The following is a 19,866-nucleotide window of genomic DNA, read 5'->3' on the forward strand; positions in this document are numbered from 1 at the left end:
ACCTCATGGCCATGTATGCCTCAAATGCGGGGAAATCAGGTGGCGAATACTTCACGCCTCAAGAGGTCTCAGAGCTATTGACTCGAATAGCTCTGGTAGGCAAGACAGAAATCAATAAAGTCTATGACCCGGCATGTGGGTCAGGATCTTTGCTCTTACAATCCGCCAAGATCTTGGGAAGAGATAATGTGAGGCAAGGTTTCTTTGGTCAGGAAATCAATCTCACGACCTACAACCTCTGCCGTATCAATATGTTTCTCCACGATGTGGATTTCGATAAATTCGATATTGCCCACGCCGACACGTTGACAGACCCGATCCACTGGGATGAGGAACCCTTTGAAGTCATCGTTTCCAATCCTCCTTATTCGATCAAGTGGGCAGGAGATGGGGACCCCCTTCTCATCAACGATCCAAGATTTTCCCCTGCCGGCGTCTTAGCTCCTAAATCGAAAGCAGATTTTGCTTTCATCATGCACTCTCTTGCGTGGCTTGCCACCAATGGTACAGCGTCCATCGTATGTTTTCCAGGGGTTCTCTATCGTGGGGGAGCCGAGCAAAAGATCAGGAAGTATCTCATCGACAACGATTACGTGGATACCATCATCCAGCTTCCAGATAACCTCTTTTACGGTACTTCCATCGCCACCTGCATCATGGTTTTGAGGAAAGCTAAATCGGAGAATTCGACTCTCTTTATCGATGCTTCCAAAGAATTTGTCAAGATTACCAATAACAACAAGTTAACTGATGAAAATATTCAAAACATCCTGTCCATCTATGAGAAAAAAGATGAGATTCAGTACGTCTCCAAGTTAGTTCCCAACGGTGATATTGCTAAGGAAGATTACAACTTGTCGGTTTCCACTTATGTGGAGATTGAAGACACGAGGGAGAAAGTTGATATCAAGGTCCTTAATAAGGAAATTGAGGAGATTGTAAAGAGGCAGGAATCACTGAGAAACACCATTGACCAGATCGTGATGGAAATTGAGGGTGAATCTCATGAGTAGGTTAGATCGGCTAATAAAAGAGCTTTGTCCTGATGGTGTGAATCACGAGAGGCTGGGAAACGTATTAGAGTATGAACAACCTGGGAAATATCTCGTTAATACCACAAATTATGACGATCACTTTGAAACGCCTGTCTTGACAGCAGGTGATTCATTTATTTTGGGATATACAGATGAAAGTAGTGGAGTATATAAAGCCAGCACTGAAAACCCCGTCATAATATTTGATGATTTCACAGCAGCTTTTCATTGGGTAGATTTCCCTTTCAAAGTGAAGTCATCTGCAATAAAAATGCTAAAACCAAGATCGGAAGCGGCTTTGTTTCGATACATATATCACTGGATGAAAAATATCCATTTTGTACCTTCAGGTCATAGACGAAGATGGATAAAAGAATACTCGCAACTATTAATCCCCCTTCCACCTCTCCCTGTCCAAGAGGAAATCGTCCGGATCCTGGATACTTTCACAGAGCTTACAGCAGAGCTTACAGCAGAGCTTACAGCGGAGCTTACAGCACGAAAAAAACAGTTTCACTACTATAGACAAAAACTATTTGTTATGAAGTCAGATGAAGTAACGTGGAAAACAATAGGCGAAATATGTGAAGAGATTACCTCTGGCGGTACACCCTCATCTGCGATTACTTCCTATTACGGTGGCACGATCCCGTGGCTAAGAACACAAGAAGTTGATTTTGCAGATGTGTACGATACCAGAGTAAAAATTACCGAAGAGGGTTTAGCAAATTCGTCAGCAAGTTGGGTCGAAAAAAATAATGTAATCGTGGCTCTCTACGGTGCGACAGCAGCCAAGGTTGCGATTAACAAAATTCCATTAACCACTAACCAGGCGTGTTGCAACCTAAAAATAAATCCCGAGCTCGCACACTATAGATATGTATTTCACTGGCTCGCCAGTCAATATTTTAAACTGAAGTCACAGGGTCGTGGCTCTCAGTCAAATATTAACGCCAAAATTGTCAAATCTTTTCAGATTCCCATACCTTCTTTAGGTAAACAAGAACGCATCGTCTCCATCCTCGACAAATTCGATACCTTGGTGAACGATATCTCCATCGGATTGCCTGCCGAAATCGAAGCCCGACAAAAACAATACGAGTACTACCGGGAGAAACTTTTAACCTTCAAACCATTAGAAGAAGAGGTAAGCTGACATGACTTCATATAACCTGGTCGCAACCACCGATGAGGTCACCGTGGTCGCTGAATACAAACCGGATTACCGGGTCAGGGGTCAAGGCTACCAGTCGGAAGAAGCACTTGAAAACGAATTCATCCGGCTCTTGGTGGAGCAAGGCTATGAGTATCTTCCCATTCGGTCAGAAGATGATCTGATTCGTAATTTGAGAATTCAACTTGAGAAGCTCAATCAGTTTGAATTCACCGATAACGAATGGTCCAGGTTCTTTCAAGCATCGCTCGCATCGTCCAATGAAGGCATTGTTGAAAAAACCCGAAAGATCCAAGAAGATCATACCCAGGTCCTGAAGCGGGATGATGGGACCTCAAAAAATGTCTATTTAATCGATAAGAAGAATATCCATAACAACCGGCTCCAGGTGATCAACCAGTATGAAGCTGAGGGCAACTACAAGAATCGCTATGATGTGACCATCTTGGTCAATGGTTTCCCTCTCATCCATGTCGAGTTAAAAAGACGGGGAGTCGCCATCCGGGAAGCCTTCAACCAAATCAACCGCTACCAAAGAGATTCTTTTTGGGCCTCCCATGGACTCTTTGAATACGTCCAGCTCTTTGTCATCTCCAATGGAACCCATACCAAGTATTATTCCAACACGACCCGGGAATCTCATATCAAAGAGCTTGTCGCCTCCAAAAGGCGACAAAGTAAAAGGGCCTCTAATAGTTTTGAATTTACCAGTTACTGGGCCGATGCCAACAATCGAGCCATTCCTGATTTAATTGATTTCACCAAGACCTTTTTTGCCAAACATACCATCTTGAATGTGTTGACTAAATACTGTGTTTTCACCAGTGAAGACATGCTCTTGGTTATGAGGCCTTACCAGATCGCTGCCACCGAGCGAATCTTGAATCGGATCATCGTGTCCAGCAATCATAAGCAAACAGGCACCATTGACGCAGGAGGTTATATCTGGCATACGACAGGGTCGGGCAAGACCTTAACATCATTCAAAACGGCAGTATTGGCGACCGAAATTCCTGGTATTGACAAGGTCATCTTCGTGGTTGACCGGAAAGATCTGGACTACCAGACCATGAAGGAGTACGACCGCTTTGAAAAAGGCGCGGCCAATGGCAATACCTCGACGGCGGTCTTGCAAAGGCAGCTGGAAAACAGGAACCACCGTGGGGGTTATGAGGACTACAAGATCATCGTCACGACCATTCAGAAGCTGGATGTTTTCATCAAGAAAAATCGGAAACACGATATCTACAACCAGCATGTAGTCCTTATTTTCGATGAGTGTCATCGCTCTCAGTTTGGCCAGATGCATCGCGCCATCACCAAGCACTTCAAGCGCTATCACATTTTTGGTTTTACAGGCACCCCCATTTTCTCCTCCAATGCACCCTTAGGAGGAAATCCAGCTTTCTCTACCACAGAACAGGTCTTTGGCGAAGAGCTTCACACCTATACCATTGTTGACGCCATCAATGACGGCAATGTCTTGCCCTTTCGGATTGATTTCATCAACACCATGAAATTGCCAGATCATATTGTAGATGAAAAAGTCTATGCCATTGATCGGGAGCGGGCCTTAGCTGCACCTAAACGAATTGGCGAGGTGGTGACATACATCTTGGATCATTTCGATCAGAAGACCAAACGTCAAAGCTCCTATACCATGACCGCCAAATGGGACGAGAAGTTAAAGGGGAGCCGTGAATGGATTGAAAGACGAGAAAAACGAATTGTTTTAGGCTTCAACTCTATTTTTGCAGTCGCCTCCATCCCTATGGCTATGAAATACTACCAAGCCCTTAAAGAAAGAATTCAGGAAAGGAATATTGATCTGAAGATCGCGACCATCTATTCTTTCGCCCCCAATGAAGAAGAGATCGAGGGTCTCCCGGTGGATGAAACATTAGATACCAATTTCTTAGACAAACCCTCGCGCGATTTTTTAGAAGATGCCATCCAAGATTACAACCAGCTGTTTGCAACCAATTTTGATACCAGTTCAGACAAATTCCAAAATTATTACAAAGATCTCTCTCAGCGAGTCAGGAACAGAGAGATTGACATTCTCATTGTCGTCAATATGTTTCTTACGGGTTTTGATGCCACCACCTTGAATACCTTGTGGGTGGACAAGAATCTCAGGCAGCACGGTTTGCTCCAGGCATTTTCAAGGACCAACCGGATTTTAAATTCAGTGAAAACTTTTGGTAATATTGTCTGTTTTCGGGATTTAAAAGAAGAAATGGATCGGGCCATCGCTCTTTTTGGTGACAAGGATGCCGGTGGGATCGTCCTTCTTCGAACCTACCGAGAATATTATGAGGGATACGAACAGGAGGGGCGTTGGCAGCCTGGCTACCGGGATCTTGTCGGGCAGCTGGAGAACGGCTATCCCCTGGGTCAGGTTATTCTTGGCGAATCGAAGCAAAAGGACTTCATTAAACTGTTTGGCAAGATCCTGAAAGTTAGAAACATTTTGACGTCCTTTGATGAATTTGAAAGCGATCAGTTGCTTTCAGACAGGGATCTGCAAGATTACCAGAGCATTTACCTTGATCTTTACCAGGATATCCGTGGCAAACAGGCGGTGGACAAAGAAGATATCAATGACGATATCATTTTTGAGCTGGAGCTCGTCCGCCAGATTGAAGTCAATATTGATTACATCCTCATCCTGGTCGCCAAATACAAAGACTCAAATTGCCAAGACAAGGACATTCTGACGGCCATTGACAAAGCCATCAATTCATCGCTTGAACTCAGGAGCAAAAAGGATCTCATCGAGAATTTCATTGCACAAGTGAACGTCGACACAAATGTTGATGAAGACTGGAAGGCCTATCTTGAGGAAAGCAAAGAAAGAGAAATTAAAGCGCTCATTAGCGAGGAAAATCTGAAAGAAGAAGAGACAAGGCGATTTGTGGATAACGCTTTCCGTGACGGCATCATGAGGACGACTGGTACGGACATCGATCGCTTGATGCCACCCGTTTCAAGATTTGCTTCTAACCAGCGAGCGATCAAAAAGCAAACCATCATCGATAAGCTTCTAGCTTTCTTTGAGAGGTATTTTGGATTGGGATAGTTGAGTGCGGCGGAATAGAAACCAATCGTCAGCGGAAGTTAAGGCCCAGCCCGTACGCAAGGTGGGCGCGAGCTGCCTAGCAAATAACCACTTTTTTGCGGAAATGGCAAGGTGGAGCTTTGATGCCACTTCAAAGTGATTGTTATCTATTCTGCTGAACATACTGCTACCATAATGGGTGCTTGATTCACACCGGATCCTGGATCACAATATATGTCGCTCTCGTCGACCCATCCGGTCGAATGAAATCAAATCCTCGCCCTATATAGATCCTTGCACGTTCACCACTTACTCTGACTACCCCCAAAAAGCGATCGTGGTCAGCCGTATGCTTGAAGTCCAGTAAATCTGGGAACCTCTGTTTAAGTTCCTGCTCGGCAGCATCCTGCCTATGCCTATCATCTGCCCGCTTTGTATGGATAATCACCTTCTCAAGTGTTTGGTGTCGAGAAGCCATTTGAATGTAGGGGCTCAGACGATTGACCAAGCGCTCACGGTCAAAAAGGTAGGGATCATGGATGGTCATCCGTTGAACAGGTTGAGTGAAGAAATCATCGAGTGTTGCTTCCAAATCAAACTGCCTGGTAGCTGACGCGTCCACATTGATGACTTTGACATGCTGCGGTGGATTCAGCTGATCCCAGGTTATCTCACGCGCCCTCATTTGCTCCCATTGCGTCAACACAGCATGGACCGCTTCTTTGTTGGTGGAAGTCAAAAGGCTTTTGACGCCAATGGTCTGATCAAGTCCGATCACCCCATTCTGACTTTTAATGATCCTCCTTTGCTCATGATGGGGATCCATAAGGAATGGCCAGTCCGGTATAGTTGAACGTTGATAGAGCTTCAATCCTTTGCCCATGAGAACTTGAAGATGAGACGCAATACTCATGTCCTCCGGCCTATCTCCTGGGAGTTCTTGTAAATACAGATGGATTTCACAACCTCGATTCAACAAATCGTTCAGAGTATCCATCCAGGTGTAATTTTCTCCCTTTGGATGTCCCAAAGTCATCTTAGGAATGGCCATAAAAAGCGCATGTGCTGCGTAACGGATCTTTTCATACAACCAGTTGGTTGGGTCGGACGCCACAACACGAACAGCTCCCAGTACTCCTATATCAAGAGGTTCCAGGCTGGCAATGAGTAAATCCAGAAATGCCAGGGCATCCTTCCGTTTGAGTTCATGGTGAAAATACTGATTTCCATAATCCCGCAAACAATGGTAGCAGCTGGTATCAGGCGCGCAATCATTACAGTTGAGGATATTTCGCGCTTCTTCCAAGACAAGATCCATGTGCTCCTGAATATTCTTCACATGTCCCGCGCCACCCGGCACATTATCGTAAAGAACAAGAGTCTGTTCCCAGTTACCTCCTATACCTCTGGGAAACAGAACACCATCGATATCCTGTCGTTCAATCTGAAGGGCATGGCTGGCTCCGTGCAAGATGGCGTAAAGCAGGGACAGCCAAAAGGAATGATTATCCGGTGAAGGGATGGGCATATCCCGGCTTCCCTCGAATCGGATGTGCAAGGTATTGGTGTTTTGGATATGGCCGAGGGAGTATCTATCTCTAGTCCCCTTGATTCCCTCGGTCAAAGCAAAACCTTTCAATGGAAATTCAAAACCGCTTCCGTATTTCCCCTCATTCACGAAGAGGAGCCTGCCTTTCGGATTGTAAGCCAGATAGACGAATTGATTATGTGCTTCCTCGTTCAGGCTATGCTCTGGTATCAAGGCAGACCGCATTTGTCTTGGTTCCACTTTCACATACTGTTTCGCAGGTTTTCCACTGTTTGGATCTGCTTGAAAACCTTCCGGTTCAACAAAAACCCGAACCTTAGACTTGTTGCCATAAGGTTCCGAACAGACAGAGCAAACCATCTGTGAGCGAGGTAGTGGAACGCCCGCTCCTTCGCTGATCTCAAGATATTGGCAATGTTCACATATCCTATACTCGTTTTTGGGAGGAGTGTCCCTCCAGAAAAGAGGTCGTTGGCTTGCCCATAACCGCTTATCTGCGACCACTTCAGAGCCAGGGGCATATTCCGTTATCGCCTGGCGAAGATCCCTGGTTAAACGCAAATCTGCCCGGTCACTGACCTTCCTTGGTAACATGAGCTCAACTGTGTGGAGAGGGAAAGAATAACTTGGCAAAACGCCATTTTCACTCAAATAATTGATCAGGTAGCCTGACGTATTTCCTCGCGACCCTCTAATACGACGCAATAGATTTTCAAAGTAGGTCCTTTCTTCACCCGCTCTGTCTCGTTCTGTTGAATCAAGGCTCATATCGGCGCTTGTTTTCGCAAGCTCTTCGATCTTCTTGTAATAGTAATCTGTGATCGGCCTATAATGACCGTCATTCACCTTCTGGAGCATATTGAAAAAACCATCCAAGCCGCTCTTAATGAAGGGTCTTAAGGTCGGTGGAAAATGTATGGCATAGGTCTCAAGCTGCTGATGGATGGATCGAGTGTTTGCCTCCGCCCACTCTTTTAGATGATGGAAATGGGGCGGCTCTGCTTGCCAGGTATCAAAAAAACCTCCACTTAAAGTAAGGCTTTCAATTGATGCTCCCTTTGCCCTGCGGTATCTCAAAAATTCACTTAAAAGAAGAGCATTGACATGCCTTTGAGCAATCAGCTCATTCTCGAGCGTGACCATGGGAACCCTGACATTTCCACTAATAATCTCAGCCGGGTTATGATAATAGGCCTGGTCATGGGGACGATCTGATGACCAGGTCATGATGTAGGCAGTTCCACTGGTCCGCCTGCCGGCTCGTCCTGATCGCTGGCGATAATTGGCGACCGTTGGTGGCACATTGCTCATCACGACTGTCTGTAGATCACCAAGATCGATCCCCATTTCGAAGGTTGTTGAGCAACTTAACATGTTGATATAGCCTTCTCTAAAACGCTTCTGGTAGTCTTCCCCTTTTTTGGGGCTCAGTTGAGCGGTGTGTTCTTCAACCCGAATCGGGATGAGAGCTTGTTGGAACAAATGGAAATAGTAATTCTCTTTCTGCTCCGTCTCGATATCGATGGCCTCCAGATCACCTCCACAATGTGGGAATGGGCAAGGTAGCGAATCCCCCCGATAGGAGAGGCGTTGACATTTTTGACACTTGTACCAGGTTTGGCGATTATCAAAAAAAAGCTTCCTGTGGCTTAACCGGTATCCGTCTGAGGAAGATCCCTCGAGCAAACCATTTGACTGCGTGATAAGCCAATCCCAAATAGCATTCATAACGTATATAACCGCTTCTTCCGAAGCGTCCATTCCCATTTTTTCTAATACACATTGGACATACCGTCGCCGGCCTTGTTTGGCAGTGACTCCGATCCAGCGCCTTTCCCATTTCCTTGGACTGCCCTGTCGAATAAAGCAAGGATGACCAATGTGCGAACCAAATTCAGGTTCATCCGCCATGATGCTGTTTGGCAGGGTAATGGCTTTGTCTCCTCGAAGTCCATCGAGTAAATAATTGACGAGAATCTCGGTATCTTGGTCTGAAAACCCGATCTGTCGCGCCAAGGCTGCAAAATCAGGTCGGTTGTCCTCTTGGTAATAGAAGACGCCGGCGAGTCCAAGCGATTCGAGAGAGAGACGTCTTTTGCGGCCCACCGTGAACTCTGCTAGAATTCGCTTCGCCATCCATATAGCCGCCTCACGGCTAACTGCTTGCGAATACCTCTCTTCATACATTTGCCAGTAATGCGAGTCTGAGTCATTTTGGAGGATTCGCTCCTCCCAGGCAATTTTTCCGCTCACTTGGCTCAGGGTAAAGAGATCCGGCGTTAATATCTCCCCACTCCATTCGTCCGGCACCAATGATTGCTTAATGGCCTCAGGGATGATGTGGCGGTAGTTGTGGCTGTTAGCCACATCCTGCAAAAAAGCAGCGAAACGGGCTGCACCCTGACGGCTGTCATAAAATGTCAGGAGTTTTCGCCCCTCTCCAGGAAGCATGCGTTTTAACTCGTCCCCAGATGCCGGTAACTGTCTATAAAGCTCGAAGGTTAAGTTTGCCAAAGGTCCCGTTCCTGACATAGAAATTGATGTTGCGATCTCCTCTTTGGCATGTGGTGCTTTGCTGCGACAACGGGGGCACTCCTCGAGAGATAAGATGGGGGCCCTTCTAACCCGTATAACACCTTTACGTTCTTCTGTTTTGACATGATAGATTTGGTATATGGGGATCGAGGGTTTAGGATCATCACAGGAACAATATCGGATTGCACGCCTACAGTTCAAACAAATTTGGATTTCCTCCGGCTCAAACGCATAAGCCACGTCGTCAGATTGCTCGTCGTCAGTGTCGATAGCTAAATCCCTTCTTTCTTCGAAGGGTTTCCAAATGAAATAATACGCCACATATCCTTCCCTTGTATGATCCTGGGCCGGAAGATACTCATTCGTGGCTTTTCGAAAATGGCTTACGAGAAATGCTTGACCGCATTCTCTGCATAAGTAAATGGGATAGACAGACGCCCCGCAACTTTCACAGCGATTAATCGGATTGCTGTAGATGCGAGACCACGGCACATCCAGGGCAGGATCCTTGCCGCTGCATTCCGGATTAATACAGGCCCACATTCCTTGAGGAGGCCGAGCAAAAATATGGTATTTGGCAGGCAAAAGGGCCAGTTGATTGGGACCTGATCTGGCGAGTGCACCAAGTTCAATGAGATGGAATAGCGCTTTCGCCTGATCCTGGTCGTCAAATTCCGGAAACAAGTAGGCTGCGGCTTCTTCAAACAAAACAGGAGCTTTTTTTTCGACTAGCCAGTTTCTCAGTTGGTTGATTTGTGCGTTGTCTGAAAGACAGGCATACAGGAAACTTGGCAGGCCCCCTTGATGTCGTTCCGCGATTTCAAGATCGTTGTCATTGATCAAGCCAATTTCAGCCAACCACAGAGCCACTTTTTCAATATCAGCGGTTTGAGCGGCATGGTTTCCGCTACCCGGCGATTCTTTTCTTATTTCCTCCAGCATGTCTTCGAACTGAGAGTTGAGATAAGACGACGGCTCTACCCTTCGAAGAGGGGCAGAGGAGTTGTCGAAGTGCTGAATCTCTTCTTCACCAAAAATTACATCATCGGGGGAAAATTTCTCACCAAAGAGCTTACTTGCAAACTCAACAGCTTGGTTCGGGTCATCATTGGCCAAGGTCGCACTTGTCGCGACACATAGAACATCTCCCTGTTTTTTGGCCAGTCTTTGTTTGAGCCTGCGGATCAGCATAGCCACTTCAATTCCCTGGGCACCGTTGTAGGTATGGGCTTCATCTAAAACGATGTACTTCCATAAGCCTGAATTAAAGATTAGGGCATCTTCTGGACGAATAAGCAAGTATTCCAGCATGGCGTAGTTGGTAATTAGTATCTGGGGGATTCGTCCCTGATCTCTTATCTCTTCTCTGCTGATGATCTCGTTGGGTAGTGTTTCTTCGCTTCGCTCTGCCCGATCGAGCAGTTCACCTGTGAATCTACCAAAAGTGATGTCGGTTCCTTTCAGCAGGACCCGCAAACGTTCCATCTGATCGTTCACCAATGCATTGAGTGGATAAATCAGGATCGCACGGACACCCGGTGTTTCGTCCTCCAGTAGATCATTCAGGATTGGAATGGTAAAACATTCGGTTTTTCCACTTCCAGTCCCTGAAGACACCACGATACTCGTATTCTCATCGCAGAGTTTTCGAATCGCCTTTTCCTGGTGCGAATAAAGCGGGGCACCAAGTGGAAGCGGCTCTGGCTTGAGCAGATTGAAGCAGGAAAGGGATTTAATTTGATCCGTTAAAATTCCCTCATCAATGAGGTCATTCAGACAAGCTCCCTTGATATATGGATAGATTAATTCCAGATAGGGACCCGTGAACAGGGCACGCGGCTCCTCGAAACTCTCTCTGATCTTCCTTGCCAGTTCAGGTTCTTTTCCATCCTTGTTGGCATCAAAAGTGGTCGTCAGATAATTAACGAGAGCCTGCTTTAATGTTTGCGTAATTTTGACGGCATTCATAAATTTCTCTCTTTCCTAAGAGGCCGCATGGATGAACAAGAGTTCCGCCCATGCGACGGCCCATTCCAACAGCTTAGGACAACCTTTTAGAGCTGCATCAATCAAAACCATCAGGTCATTGTCGGTAAGTTCTGTTTGTCCCAGTAGCCTAGTAAAACGAATCGGTTTATAGGCTTTGGTTCGAAGGATCATAGCCAGCAATAAGACATAGCGTGGAATACTTAGAGGAAGCTCCCTTTCTCTCAAAACCTCGAGCATCCGCGAAGCTGCGGCGTAGGGGGGTACCAGATCCCCCATTTCTTCCAGATAAGAGGAAGCTTGCTCAAGACCCTGGGAACAGGTGTAAAATCTCTTGCAGTCTAATTCATCTAATTGGCGATAAAGCTCACTGACCGCCACTTGGAAATCAAGGGTATCTTGCCAATAGACCGGCACACTCAGTTCCATGTCATCATCTTCAGGCCGAACGATCCTCTCCATTAAGGATTGAAGATAACCGGGTTGTACGGTCTCTTCGACTCTATAGGCATGGAAAAGACGCGCCATTTTTGATTGTGAAATGGTTGCTTCGAGCGGGTCCTCATTTTGAGGGTAAACAGTATCGAGAAACTGCTCCCGAACAGAAATGTCACGACCATGCTGATGGGCTTGGACAACACTCGGAGAAAGCGCCAGGTAAGTTCCATTTCTTGATGCAACTACTTCCCCGCAACCTCTGCATTGGTATGCCGGCCAAAGATCCATAGGATCCAGTTCTCCATACTTTCCATCAACCAAGGTTTGAGGAATTCTCATCCACAGTTGTACGTAATCATTTCGATTTGATGGTTTCCAGTACGCGGCAACCCGTATTTTTTCCTCGTGTATTTTGAGATCCACGTAACCTTTGCCGATTTGTCCCCCATACAAAGCTTGTTCAGGAAACACGTGCAATACCCTTTGGTGTGTTTTCGTTGTGAAGCGTAAGGGACACCCCAGTATGGCCCAGGCGGGCAAGAGCTTTCTTTTTGGATCTTCCAGCTCTGGTACATCCAGCCTGTTCACTTTCTTTTGGATCCATTCAATCTGTTCCAATACATTTTTAAGTCCGTAGCTGTCGTCAATCCACGTGAGCAGGTATGGTTGGGGAGAGGTGAGCGCCTGGAAAAGTGTTCGCGAACGATCCGCAGTCAGTTCAACAACCATAGGATCAGCTTTTTCGGATGGATGGACGGTTTGCTCGAACGCGCGGAACGCTTGCGATACCGCCAAAATTTCTCCGCTTGCTACAATCTCCAATAGGTAGAGGCCCGGCACCAACGTAACAGGCAGGGTCATCTCATCAACCAAGGAATGAGCCTTATAGATTGTCTCTACGGAGGTAGAAAATTCTTTGTTACGCACTTGAATGATATATTCTCCCTCAAGATCACGGTCACGCGCTGTGGTAAACTGCAGCAATGAATTTTGATAGGAGATATTCGTGATCCTGATGGATGGTCTTTTGATGTAGCTAAATAGTTTCCACTCATCGTTTCGGATCCTAATCACAGCCGAAGGTTGAAGCAGCCTGCTTTCTTGTAGCATATCTCTTAGAACAGTTTCAGATAGGCTCACTTCGAGTTCCCCTTGAGCATTCAAGTATTCGTCCCGAGGACTTAGCCCTTCCACAAACCATGTGTATTTTTCCCGAGGCTTCCCTCGAACATGCATCTGAATGTTCTCTTCCTGGTCTGAAAAGATATGATTTTCGTCGCCTCCGCCCACGATCCAGGCTGCGACTCGATCGACCTCCCAGCAAAAATGGATAGGGTGGTTGTCCCAGTAGATATCAAAACGGCACTGCCGGCCCCGAACCATAGGCCATAAAATTTCTACCCGGTCTTCAAAATGAAATTTTTTAGTTTCTTCATTGTCATAAGGCTGGATGTCTTCAGAAGGCACCCCCTGGATCGCGATTTTTAGCGGGTGTTGACGTGAATAGCATGTAGCCGGATCAGGTTCAAATATTTCGACTGTGTCGGGCAACCAGGCAAACTGGACAGGTTCATCCAGGATTGATTTGAGATCGAGCATCAAATCAAATAAATACGCGCCGGGGTCAGCAATTATTGGGGTCAAATCAAGAATACAACCAAGATCCGTTCTTTTCAGCCAGCCACGTTGTTTTAGGTCCGTGAGGTACCATGAATCAAGAGCTTTTCCATTTCTTCGCGCCCGAAGGATGTATTTCCTAAAGGATCGGCTATCAGGGTTGCAATTCATCTCCAACAAAATTGTGGGTGAAGAGAAGATCGGAGGCAGGCCTTTTGACATATTCTTCAACTTATGATCGCCCTTGAGAAGCGGGTTAACAGAAACCAATTCAGCTGTTTTGTCAAACCTTTGCTGGCCATGCGACACCAGGATGGCAGGAAGTTCAAGCCTGAAAAGTGCCCCATGCGTAAAACCCGCACTGTGAAGGGCTTCGGGTAAAGCTTTCAAGGCCACCTCGCAAGGCTGTCCTGACAAGTCTTCGAAGCGGGCTTCTCCTTTTGAAAAGACAATCCAAGAACCGTCTGCATCGATTACGTCACGTAACACAGCGACATTTCGGTCATGATTCATCCGAAAATACATAATTTCATCGGGCAAGGCTGGAACCGGTCGCTCCAGGATAATATCTTCCTCCTGTTCTCGACGTGATTTGTCCAAGTTGTAGTTGTCGGATAAAAGAATGATGCGCCCGTCTAAAAGCTCCCTACCCCGAATATCTTCCGGTTCCAATTCCCAAGTATTAGCCATTCTATTATTCCAAGGGTATACGATCTTAACTAGATCCCGGTTCCGGATTTCTTTTTCTTCGGGATGGGCCCATACAAGCATATCGGGTTTTGCCGCTCCCGCTGAACGAACATTGGCTAGATGCAGATAGAGGCCTTTTTCTTCGCTCCAGCGCCAGGTTAATTGAGGTGATATCTTGCGGAGCACCGATACTTTCGAGGGGTCCATTGTTAGCTTGCGGTAGATCACACGCCAAAGGGATCGCTCGAGTGTCGAGTTGAGAACTTTTGCAACCAGCTCGCTTGATTCTACTTCATTGAACAAGGAAATCGCGCTCGTCATCCGAGCGATCAGCCTGGCAGCAGCCTCTCGCGTTTCGGGTTTTCGGATAAAATCTTTGAGCCTTGGATAAAAGTAATTTAAAGATTTTTCTGTTTCCAGGATCTTTTGCAGCTGCTCTGGCGGATAGTGCATCAGGGATTTGAAATGGTCAACCAACCAATCGACGAAGGGCTCGTGAAGATAACGCGGAATAATTGCGTGCTGGTAAACGGGGCGCACAACATCGCCTTGGCTGTCGATATCGAAGGATAATCCCACTATCTCCATCAGGTAGTTGCGTGCGAATCGAAAGAGTTTTCGACTCACAATCTCAAAGTATTGCTGATCATCTCGATCCCACACTTGTTTGGCATAGGGCCCCCAGAAGGCTCTGGAATCCGTCTCTGAATATCTGGCAAAGAAAACCATACTGATCACGAATAGAGCTGGAAGGGAGTGCCTTGGATCAGGTTTTCCCTTGGATTCAGTTTTTTCTTTCAGATAAGTGACAAATCTTTCGAAAAATTGCCTCGAAATTGGCAACTCTCCTATGTAATCAAAGCGCTCAAGAGACTTTAGAAATAGTGCTTCCAGTTTGGGAATTTGTAGGAGCAAGAATTCTCCAAAATCGTCTGTTTCTAGCTTCACCAAAAACGTCTCTATTTCCTGATCGCCCAAATTAATCATTTCTGGCCGGAGAACCAGCCGTTCAAAAGGGCAAGGTTCGCGAGCTCTCAAAGCTCCGAGAGCAGGATCTCCAACATCTGAAATATCTCCCGTAAGATCGTGATCGAATGTGACGGTCGATTCAGAAGGTAGAGTATCAGCGCTCGGCTCTCGGGTTTTCCAGGAAACTGATAAATCAGTTGTGGTGGCAGCTTCTACAACCGTCCCTGGATCGTCAAACAGAGTACCTTCGAGGAAAGTGTTTTGTCTTCCCAAGTCTCCGGGATCCCGTAGAATGCTGATTTGCTCGAGGTTGTACCTTCTTTCAATTAAAGAGTTATGGGCAGTTTTAATGACCTCACTAAAGGTTGTGCTAGTCGATAAGGTATCCTCCATATCACTGTGCTCATACGCAGATTCCATGCCCGCAACTCTTAGGTCATGAAGCTGAGAATCATCTTCCACTATTGGATCAGAGTTGTCGGCTTCTGAATTATCTTTGTCCAGCGGCTCAGACGCCTTTTCGGGAAACGGTTTTTCCGTAAGAGTGGCGAGGTCGCCATCCGCTGGATCGTGTGCCCGCTCTTCTGTTTGATCAGTCTCAAGCGTAGATTCAACGGCTTCCTGGTTGACTGCGTCGTGGCGTACGTCTTCACACACAACTTCCTCTCTTATGGTGCCATCTGCCTTAGAAAAAAGGATGGTAGTAGGCAGATCCCTATGTTGCTTCTTTGTCTCTCCTCCAGAGAATAGTTCTATGGTGCTCAGCTGTTCCTCCGAATTTTGCCTCAGCCTCTCTTGTAGAAAATCTTCTTCTACATGCAAACGCTGGGCTGCTCTTCCAAAATTTGGTATCGATATTTGCTTTGATTGTTCCCTGAATGTGGAAAGATGCGTTCGAGTTCGTAAGTTGGGCGACTTCTTAATGGGATCCGAGGGAGGATCTTTCGGAGTCATCTTTCTAGAAAATGTGATTAATACAGACAGAAGTTTTCTTAGATAGGTCAAGAGTCTCATACGTCCACCCTACACATTGGTTATTTCATCGATCGATGACATGGAATTACTGAAACCTCAATCCCCTTGGTTAAGTCAAGCACCAAGCTTGCGAGGTAGTTGTTGATCGATGAGCGCCAAACCCTGCCTCTGTTTATACTATCACTTGAACATTTTCCTCACCCCTGCCAATTGTGTGCATCTAGGAGAATCCCAAAATCGCTGGGCCGGGCTCATGATAATGAAAATTACCCGCCAAATGTTAATTCACATCACTTTCGCGCCAAGCAGAACATGTGATGATGGTCGATGGTATCATTCTCTGCCCTGTAGCGACTGGGCAATTACCCCGTTATCCGTGGCAAAGGTGCTGGCCGTCCGTTGCCAGAAGTAATACAGAGGGACTTGGTTACAGGCAAAAGAGCACCATATCGAGTAAACGCATCTCCAGAAGCAAGGAATCCCGGGCAAAATTGAAAACCGGTCGGGTCAGCTTACCCATCTCCACAACTCTTTTCAGGGTTTCTTCCACATTTTGCCTTTTTCGCCTGCCTACTCCACCAGGCCCACTGTCTCGAGCACCTTCACATAAGCCACAACAAACTCCAGATCCCCCCCACCTGCCTCAATGATGACCTCTTTTGCAATCTCAAAAAGGCTCCTTTTCCCATCCATGTAGTACTGAATCAGAAGCTCTATGGTATAGGCATGCTTCACCCGGTCATGCTGCTCCTTCTTGTAGACTTTACAGGCCTTCAATAGCTCCTGGTCATGGGAGGCAAACTCCTCCAGACGAAGGATGGGAGACCAGAACTTGCGGATTGGAACCACCCGGTACTCTTCGGGAATCTCTTCAGGCTGGTATTTGTAATCCTCCTGGTCTGTCACCTTGAGATAAGACTTGAAAGCCAGCTCCATTTGCTGATCAATCAGTGAGCAGCTGTCCTCGACCATTGCTTCCAGCTCTTTTTGGTACTCATCCTGGTCAAAGAATCGCTTCAGGTCCCGGCAGGTCTCTTTGTGGAATCGTGCGTAATGCTCCAGTTCTTCGAAGGAATTCCCTGCCTCTCGCTTCTTTTCTGTTGCTTCAGCGCCTATCCTGGCCATATCCCTGCTTGCAAGCTCCAGGGCCTTGCCCAGGATGGATGGAACATCTTTCGGTTCCAGATTGGCCAGGCTGTATGCAAAAGACGCTGCCAGCGAAGCCGACTTGTGAAGGAGAAAGGGGTCCACCCTTTCCACCGTATCGGCCGATGTATGGTAATGCCTGTCCGGCCACTGGCCCAACATGGGGGCCGGGATATTGATGGTGGGATCCGACAGGATCTGGTGGTCGGAACCGGCTGAAAAGTCGCTGACGAAATAATTGAACATGGGCACCTGCCCCGTCATGTAGACGGCGGGGGTGTTCAGGGCAATTTCGTCCAGGCAGAAGGCTGCCAGAGACGTCACCGGGGACGGCATCGCATGCGGCTGGGCGCAGATGGTAATTGGGCCATAACCTTCAGTCTGCCTGCCTCCCACCATGTCCAGGTTGAGGCCGGCCAGGATCTTTTTGTTTTGATTCTTCTCATCCGCCAACCAGGCATAGGTGCCGGCAAACTCCGGTACCAGGAGAATCCGGATGGTACGTTTTAATGGATCAAGGATCTTGTTGTCCAACAGATATTTCAGGCTTCTTGCCACTTCCATGGCCGAAGCGGCACCGCTGGCATTGTCATTGGCCGAGGGGCGGGGATGGCAAAGGTGGGAAACGATCAGGATCTCTTCCTCTGATTGGCCTTCCAGGAGAACTTCGACAACTTCGATATTTCCCGGATAAAGCCTGGAATCAATCTTGCATTGGGCTTGGGGATACCTGGGTTTGTTTGTATCTTTTTGGTGTTCCTCCTCCATCTTTTTGCAGAGCTTGGCCAGTTCATCCCCCTGCCTTGGTGTTAAGACAAAACCGAAAATGTTAGGCTCCGCCCTGCTGTCACGCCACCAGAAAGAAGAATAGTTCCTGGCATCGTAAAGGTCGGCCCGGACCCGGGATCCCGGAGCCTCCCGCATGTAATCCGAAATGAAACCCACAGCCCCTCTTTCTTCAAAAGCCCAGTCCATGTAGGGAGAAAAATCGTCCCGGATGAAAATCAGTTTGCCTTGAAGGTCCAGGTCCTTGTAATGTTCTTCCTCAGATCCTTTGTCCAGAAGGACGATGTCCAGGGAATCTTTGGAATAATCGCAGGGGAAGCTCTTTTGAATAATGGAAATGTTGTTGGCTTGAAAATCCGCCAGACGTTTCTTCTCCGGTTCAACCAGATCCAGGAAGGCTCCCTGGCAATCCCACTCGAGGAAGGACTTGATGGCTAGGTACCAGCGTTCCTCGTCAAAGGGGTAGGAGAGAAGCCTGCAGTCAAGGCCCTCCTTTTGGAGCTGCTCAGTTACCGCCTGTGCCGCTTCACGGTAGCCTGCAGAGGCCTGGATGCGGTGAAAGGTGGTAATCTTGCGGACATCGTTCAGGATCCGGTCACCGTCGATCTGGTCACTGATCAGGCGAATTTGCTTTTTCATGGCTTCTCCTCACTCTTTATGCTGCCGCCCAGGCCAATGGCTCCTTTGCCAAAACGCTGGCGGATCTCATCCACAGTCTTGTCCAGTTTCTCATACTTTTGCCGGTCCAGCTCATCAAAAAAAGACAGCTGCTCCACCGCATCCTCCTGGGTCACCAGGTTAGAGCCGGTGATGGTCATGCTCCTCACCGGTTTTCGTTCATCCCAAAAGCTTCGGATCAGTTCCATGGCCGTATCGGCGATCTCCCGGGTCAGATGGGTGGGGGAAGACAGGGTCTTTTGCCTGGAAAAGGTTTTGAATTGTGGGTCTTTCAGGGTCACGGCGATGACTTGGCACTTAAGGTTGTGTTTGCGCAGTCGGGCGGCCACCTGGTCGCAAAGGGGCAGGAGGCCCGCAAGAATCTCGGGGTAACCCACCAGGTCATGATCGAAAGTGGTCCCGTTGCCGACGGATTTCAAATCTTCACCGGCATAGGCCGACCGGACCGGACTGTCATCCCTGCCATTGGCATAGTCGTGCAGCATGCCGCCCGTCTTGCCCAGAAGGCTGATGAGGCTCTTCCTGTCCATGGCAGCCAGCTGGCCGATGGTGGAGACCCCGATCCGGGTCAGGGATTTTGCAGTCACCTTGCCCACGAAAAGGAGGCGGGAGACGGGCAGGGGCCAGAGGAGTGTTTTGTAGTTGTCCCTTGTGATCACCGTGGTGGCGTCCGGTTTTTGATAGTCACTGCCCAGTTTGGCGAAGATCTTGTTGAAGGAAACTCCCACTGAAAGAGTAAGGTCCAGCCGTTCCCTGACCGTTTTCCTGATCAGGTCCGCAATGGTTTGACCTTGGCCAAACAGGTGGAGGACACCCGTCACGTCCAACCAGCTCTCATCGATGCCGAAGGGTTCCACCAGGTCGGTGAACTCTTCATAGATGTCGTTGACCAGGCGGGAGTATTTTGCGTATTCATCGTGTCGGGGCGGAACCAAAACCAGGTTGGGGCATTTCCTTTTGGCCTGCCAGATGGTTTCCGCTGTTTTGACGCCAGTCTGTTTGGCCAGCTCATTTTTGGCCAGGATGATACCGTGCCGATGATCCGGGTTACCTGCCACCGCCATGGGAAGGTCCTTCAAATGCGGTTGAAAGACGCATTCCACTGACGCGTAAAAAGCATTCAGGTCACAGTGCAAAATGACAGGGTCCAAGGGTCCGGCTCCAAAGGTAAACTGAAAAGTGGTTTCTTTTCCATCTTCTCACAGAAAAGAGGCCGGAGCCATCCGTC

At 47.6% G+C, this 19,866-nt stretch carries 7 protein-coding genes; 3 read left to right on the forward strand and 4 right to left on the reverse strand.

The window, feature by feature from the left end; all coding sequences use genetic code 11:
* The 3 genes from GX839_04220 to GX839_04230 form a co-directional block, all read left to right on the forward strand.
* Nucleotides 1–1,013, forward strand: a 1,013-nt coding sequence (locus GX839_04220) for a type I restriction-modification system subunit M (GenBank protein NLB04664.1), incomplete at its 5' end; no start/stop codon positions are given.
* Nucleotides 1,006–2,190, forward strand: coding sequence for a restriction endonuclease subunit S (locus GX839_04225; protein ID NLB04665.1), 1,185 nt, complete (start codon nt 1,006–1,008; stop codon nt 2,188–2,190). The genes GX839_04220 and GX839_04225, both read left to right, overlap by 8 nt.
* Nucleotide 2,191: 1 nt before the next feature.
* Nucleotides 2,192–5,290, forward strand: coding sequence for a type I restriction endonuclease subunit R (locus GX839_04230; GenBank protein NLB04666.1), 3,099 nt, complete (start codon nt 2,192–2,194; stop codon nt 5,288–5,290).
* Nucleotides 5,291–5,477: 187 nt separating this feature from the next.
* On the opposite strand, the gene GX839_04235 is transcribed toward GX839_04230, so the two are convergent.
* The 4 genes from GX839_04235 to dinB all read right to left on the reverse strand — a co-directional run bounded on the left by GX839_04235 (nt 5,478) and on the right by dinB (nt 19,789).
* Nucleotides 5,478–11,321, reverse strand: a complete 5,844-nt coding sequence (locus tag GX839_04235; protein NLB04667.1) for a DEAD/DEAH box helicase — start codon at nt 11,319–11,321, stop codon at nt 5,478–5,480.
* A gap of 15 nt (nt 11,322–11,336) precedes the next feature.
* Nucleotides 11,337–16,067: a hypothetical protein gene (locus tag GX839_04240; protein NLB04668.1), complete on the reverse strand. Its 4,731-nt coding sequence runs from the start codon at nt 16,065–16,067 to the stop codon at nt 11,337–11,339.
* Between the two features lie 531 nt (nt 16,068–16,598).
* Nucleotides 16,599–18,599 (reverse strand): DUF4910 domain-containing protein, encoded by a 2,001-nt coding sequence (locus GX839_04245; protein NLB04669.1) that lies wholly within the window; start codon nt 18,597–18,599, stop codon nt 16,599–16,601.
* Nucleotides 18,596–19,789: a DNA polymerase IV gene (dinB, locus tag GX839_04250; GenBank protein NLB04670.1), complete on the reverse strand. Its 1,194-nt coding sequence runs from the start codon at nt 19,787–19,789 to the stop codon at nt 18,596–18,598. The genes GX839_04245 and dinB overlap by 4 nt, the downstream gene beginning before the upstream one ends.
* Nucleotides 19,790–19,866: the final 77 nt, after the last annotated feature.

Source organism: Fastidiosipila sp. (genome assembly GCA_012511175.1).
Taxonomy (GTDB): domain Bacteria; phylum Bacillota; class Clostridia; order Saccharofermentanales; family DTU023; genus UBA4923.

What these genes read in the sequence shown, in the direction of transcription:
- GX839_04225 (NLB04665.1), top strand. Translation starts at nt 1,006, where the DNA reads ATGAGTAGGTTAGATCGGCTAATAAAAGAGCTTTGTCCTGATGGTGTG.
- GX839_04230 (NLB04666.1), top strand. Translation starts at nt 2,192, where the DNA reads ATGACTTCATATAACCTGGTCGCAACCACCGATGAGGTCACCGTGGTC.
- GX839_04235 (NLB04667.1), bottom strand. Translation starts at nt 11,321, where the DNA reads ATGAATGCCGTCAAAATTACGCAAACATTAAAGCAGGCTCTCGTTAAT.
- GX839_04240 (NLB04668.1), bottom strand. Translation starts at nt 16,067, where the DNA reads ATGAGACTCTTGACCTATCTAAGAAAACTTCTGTCTGTATTAATCACA.
- GX839_04245 (NLB04669.1), bottom strand. Translation starts at nt 18,599, where the DNA reads ATGAAAAAGCAAATTCGCCTGATCAGTGACCAGATCGACGGTGACCGG.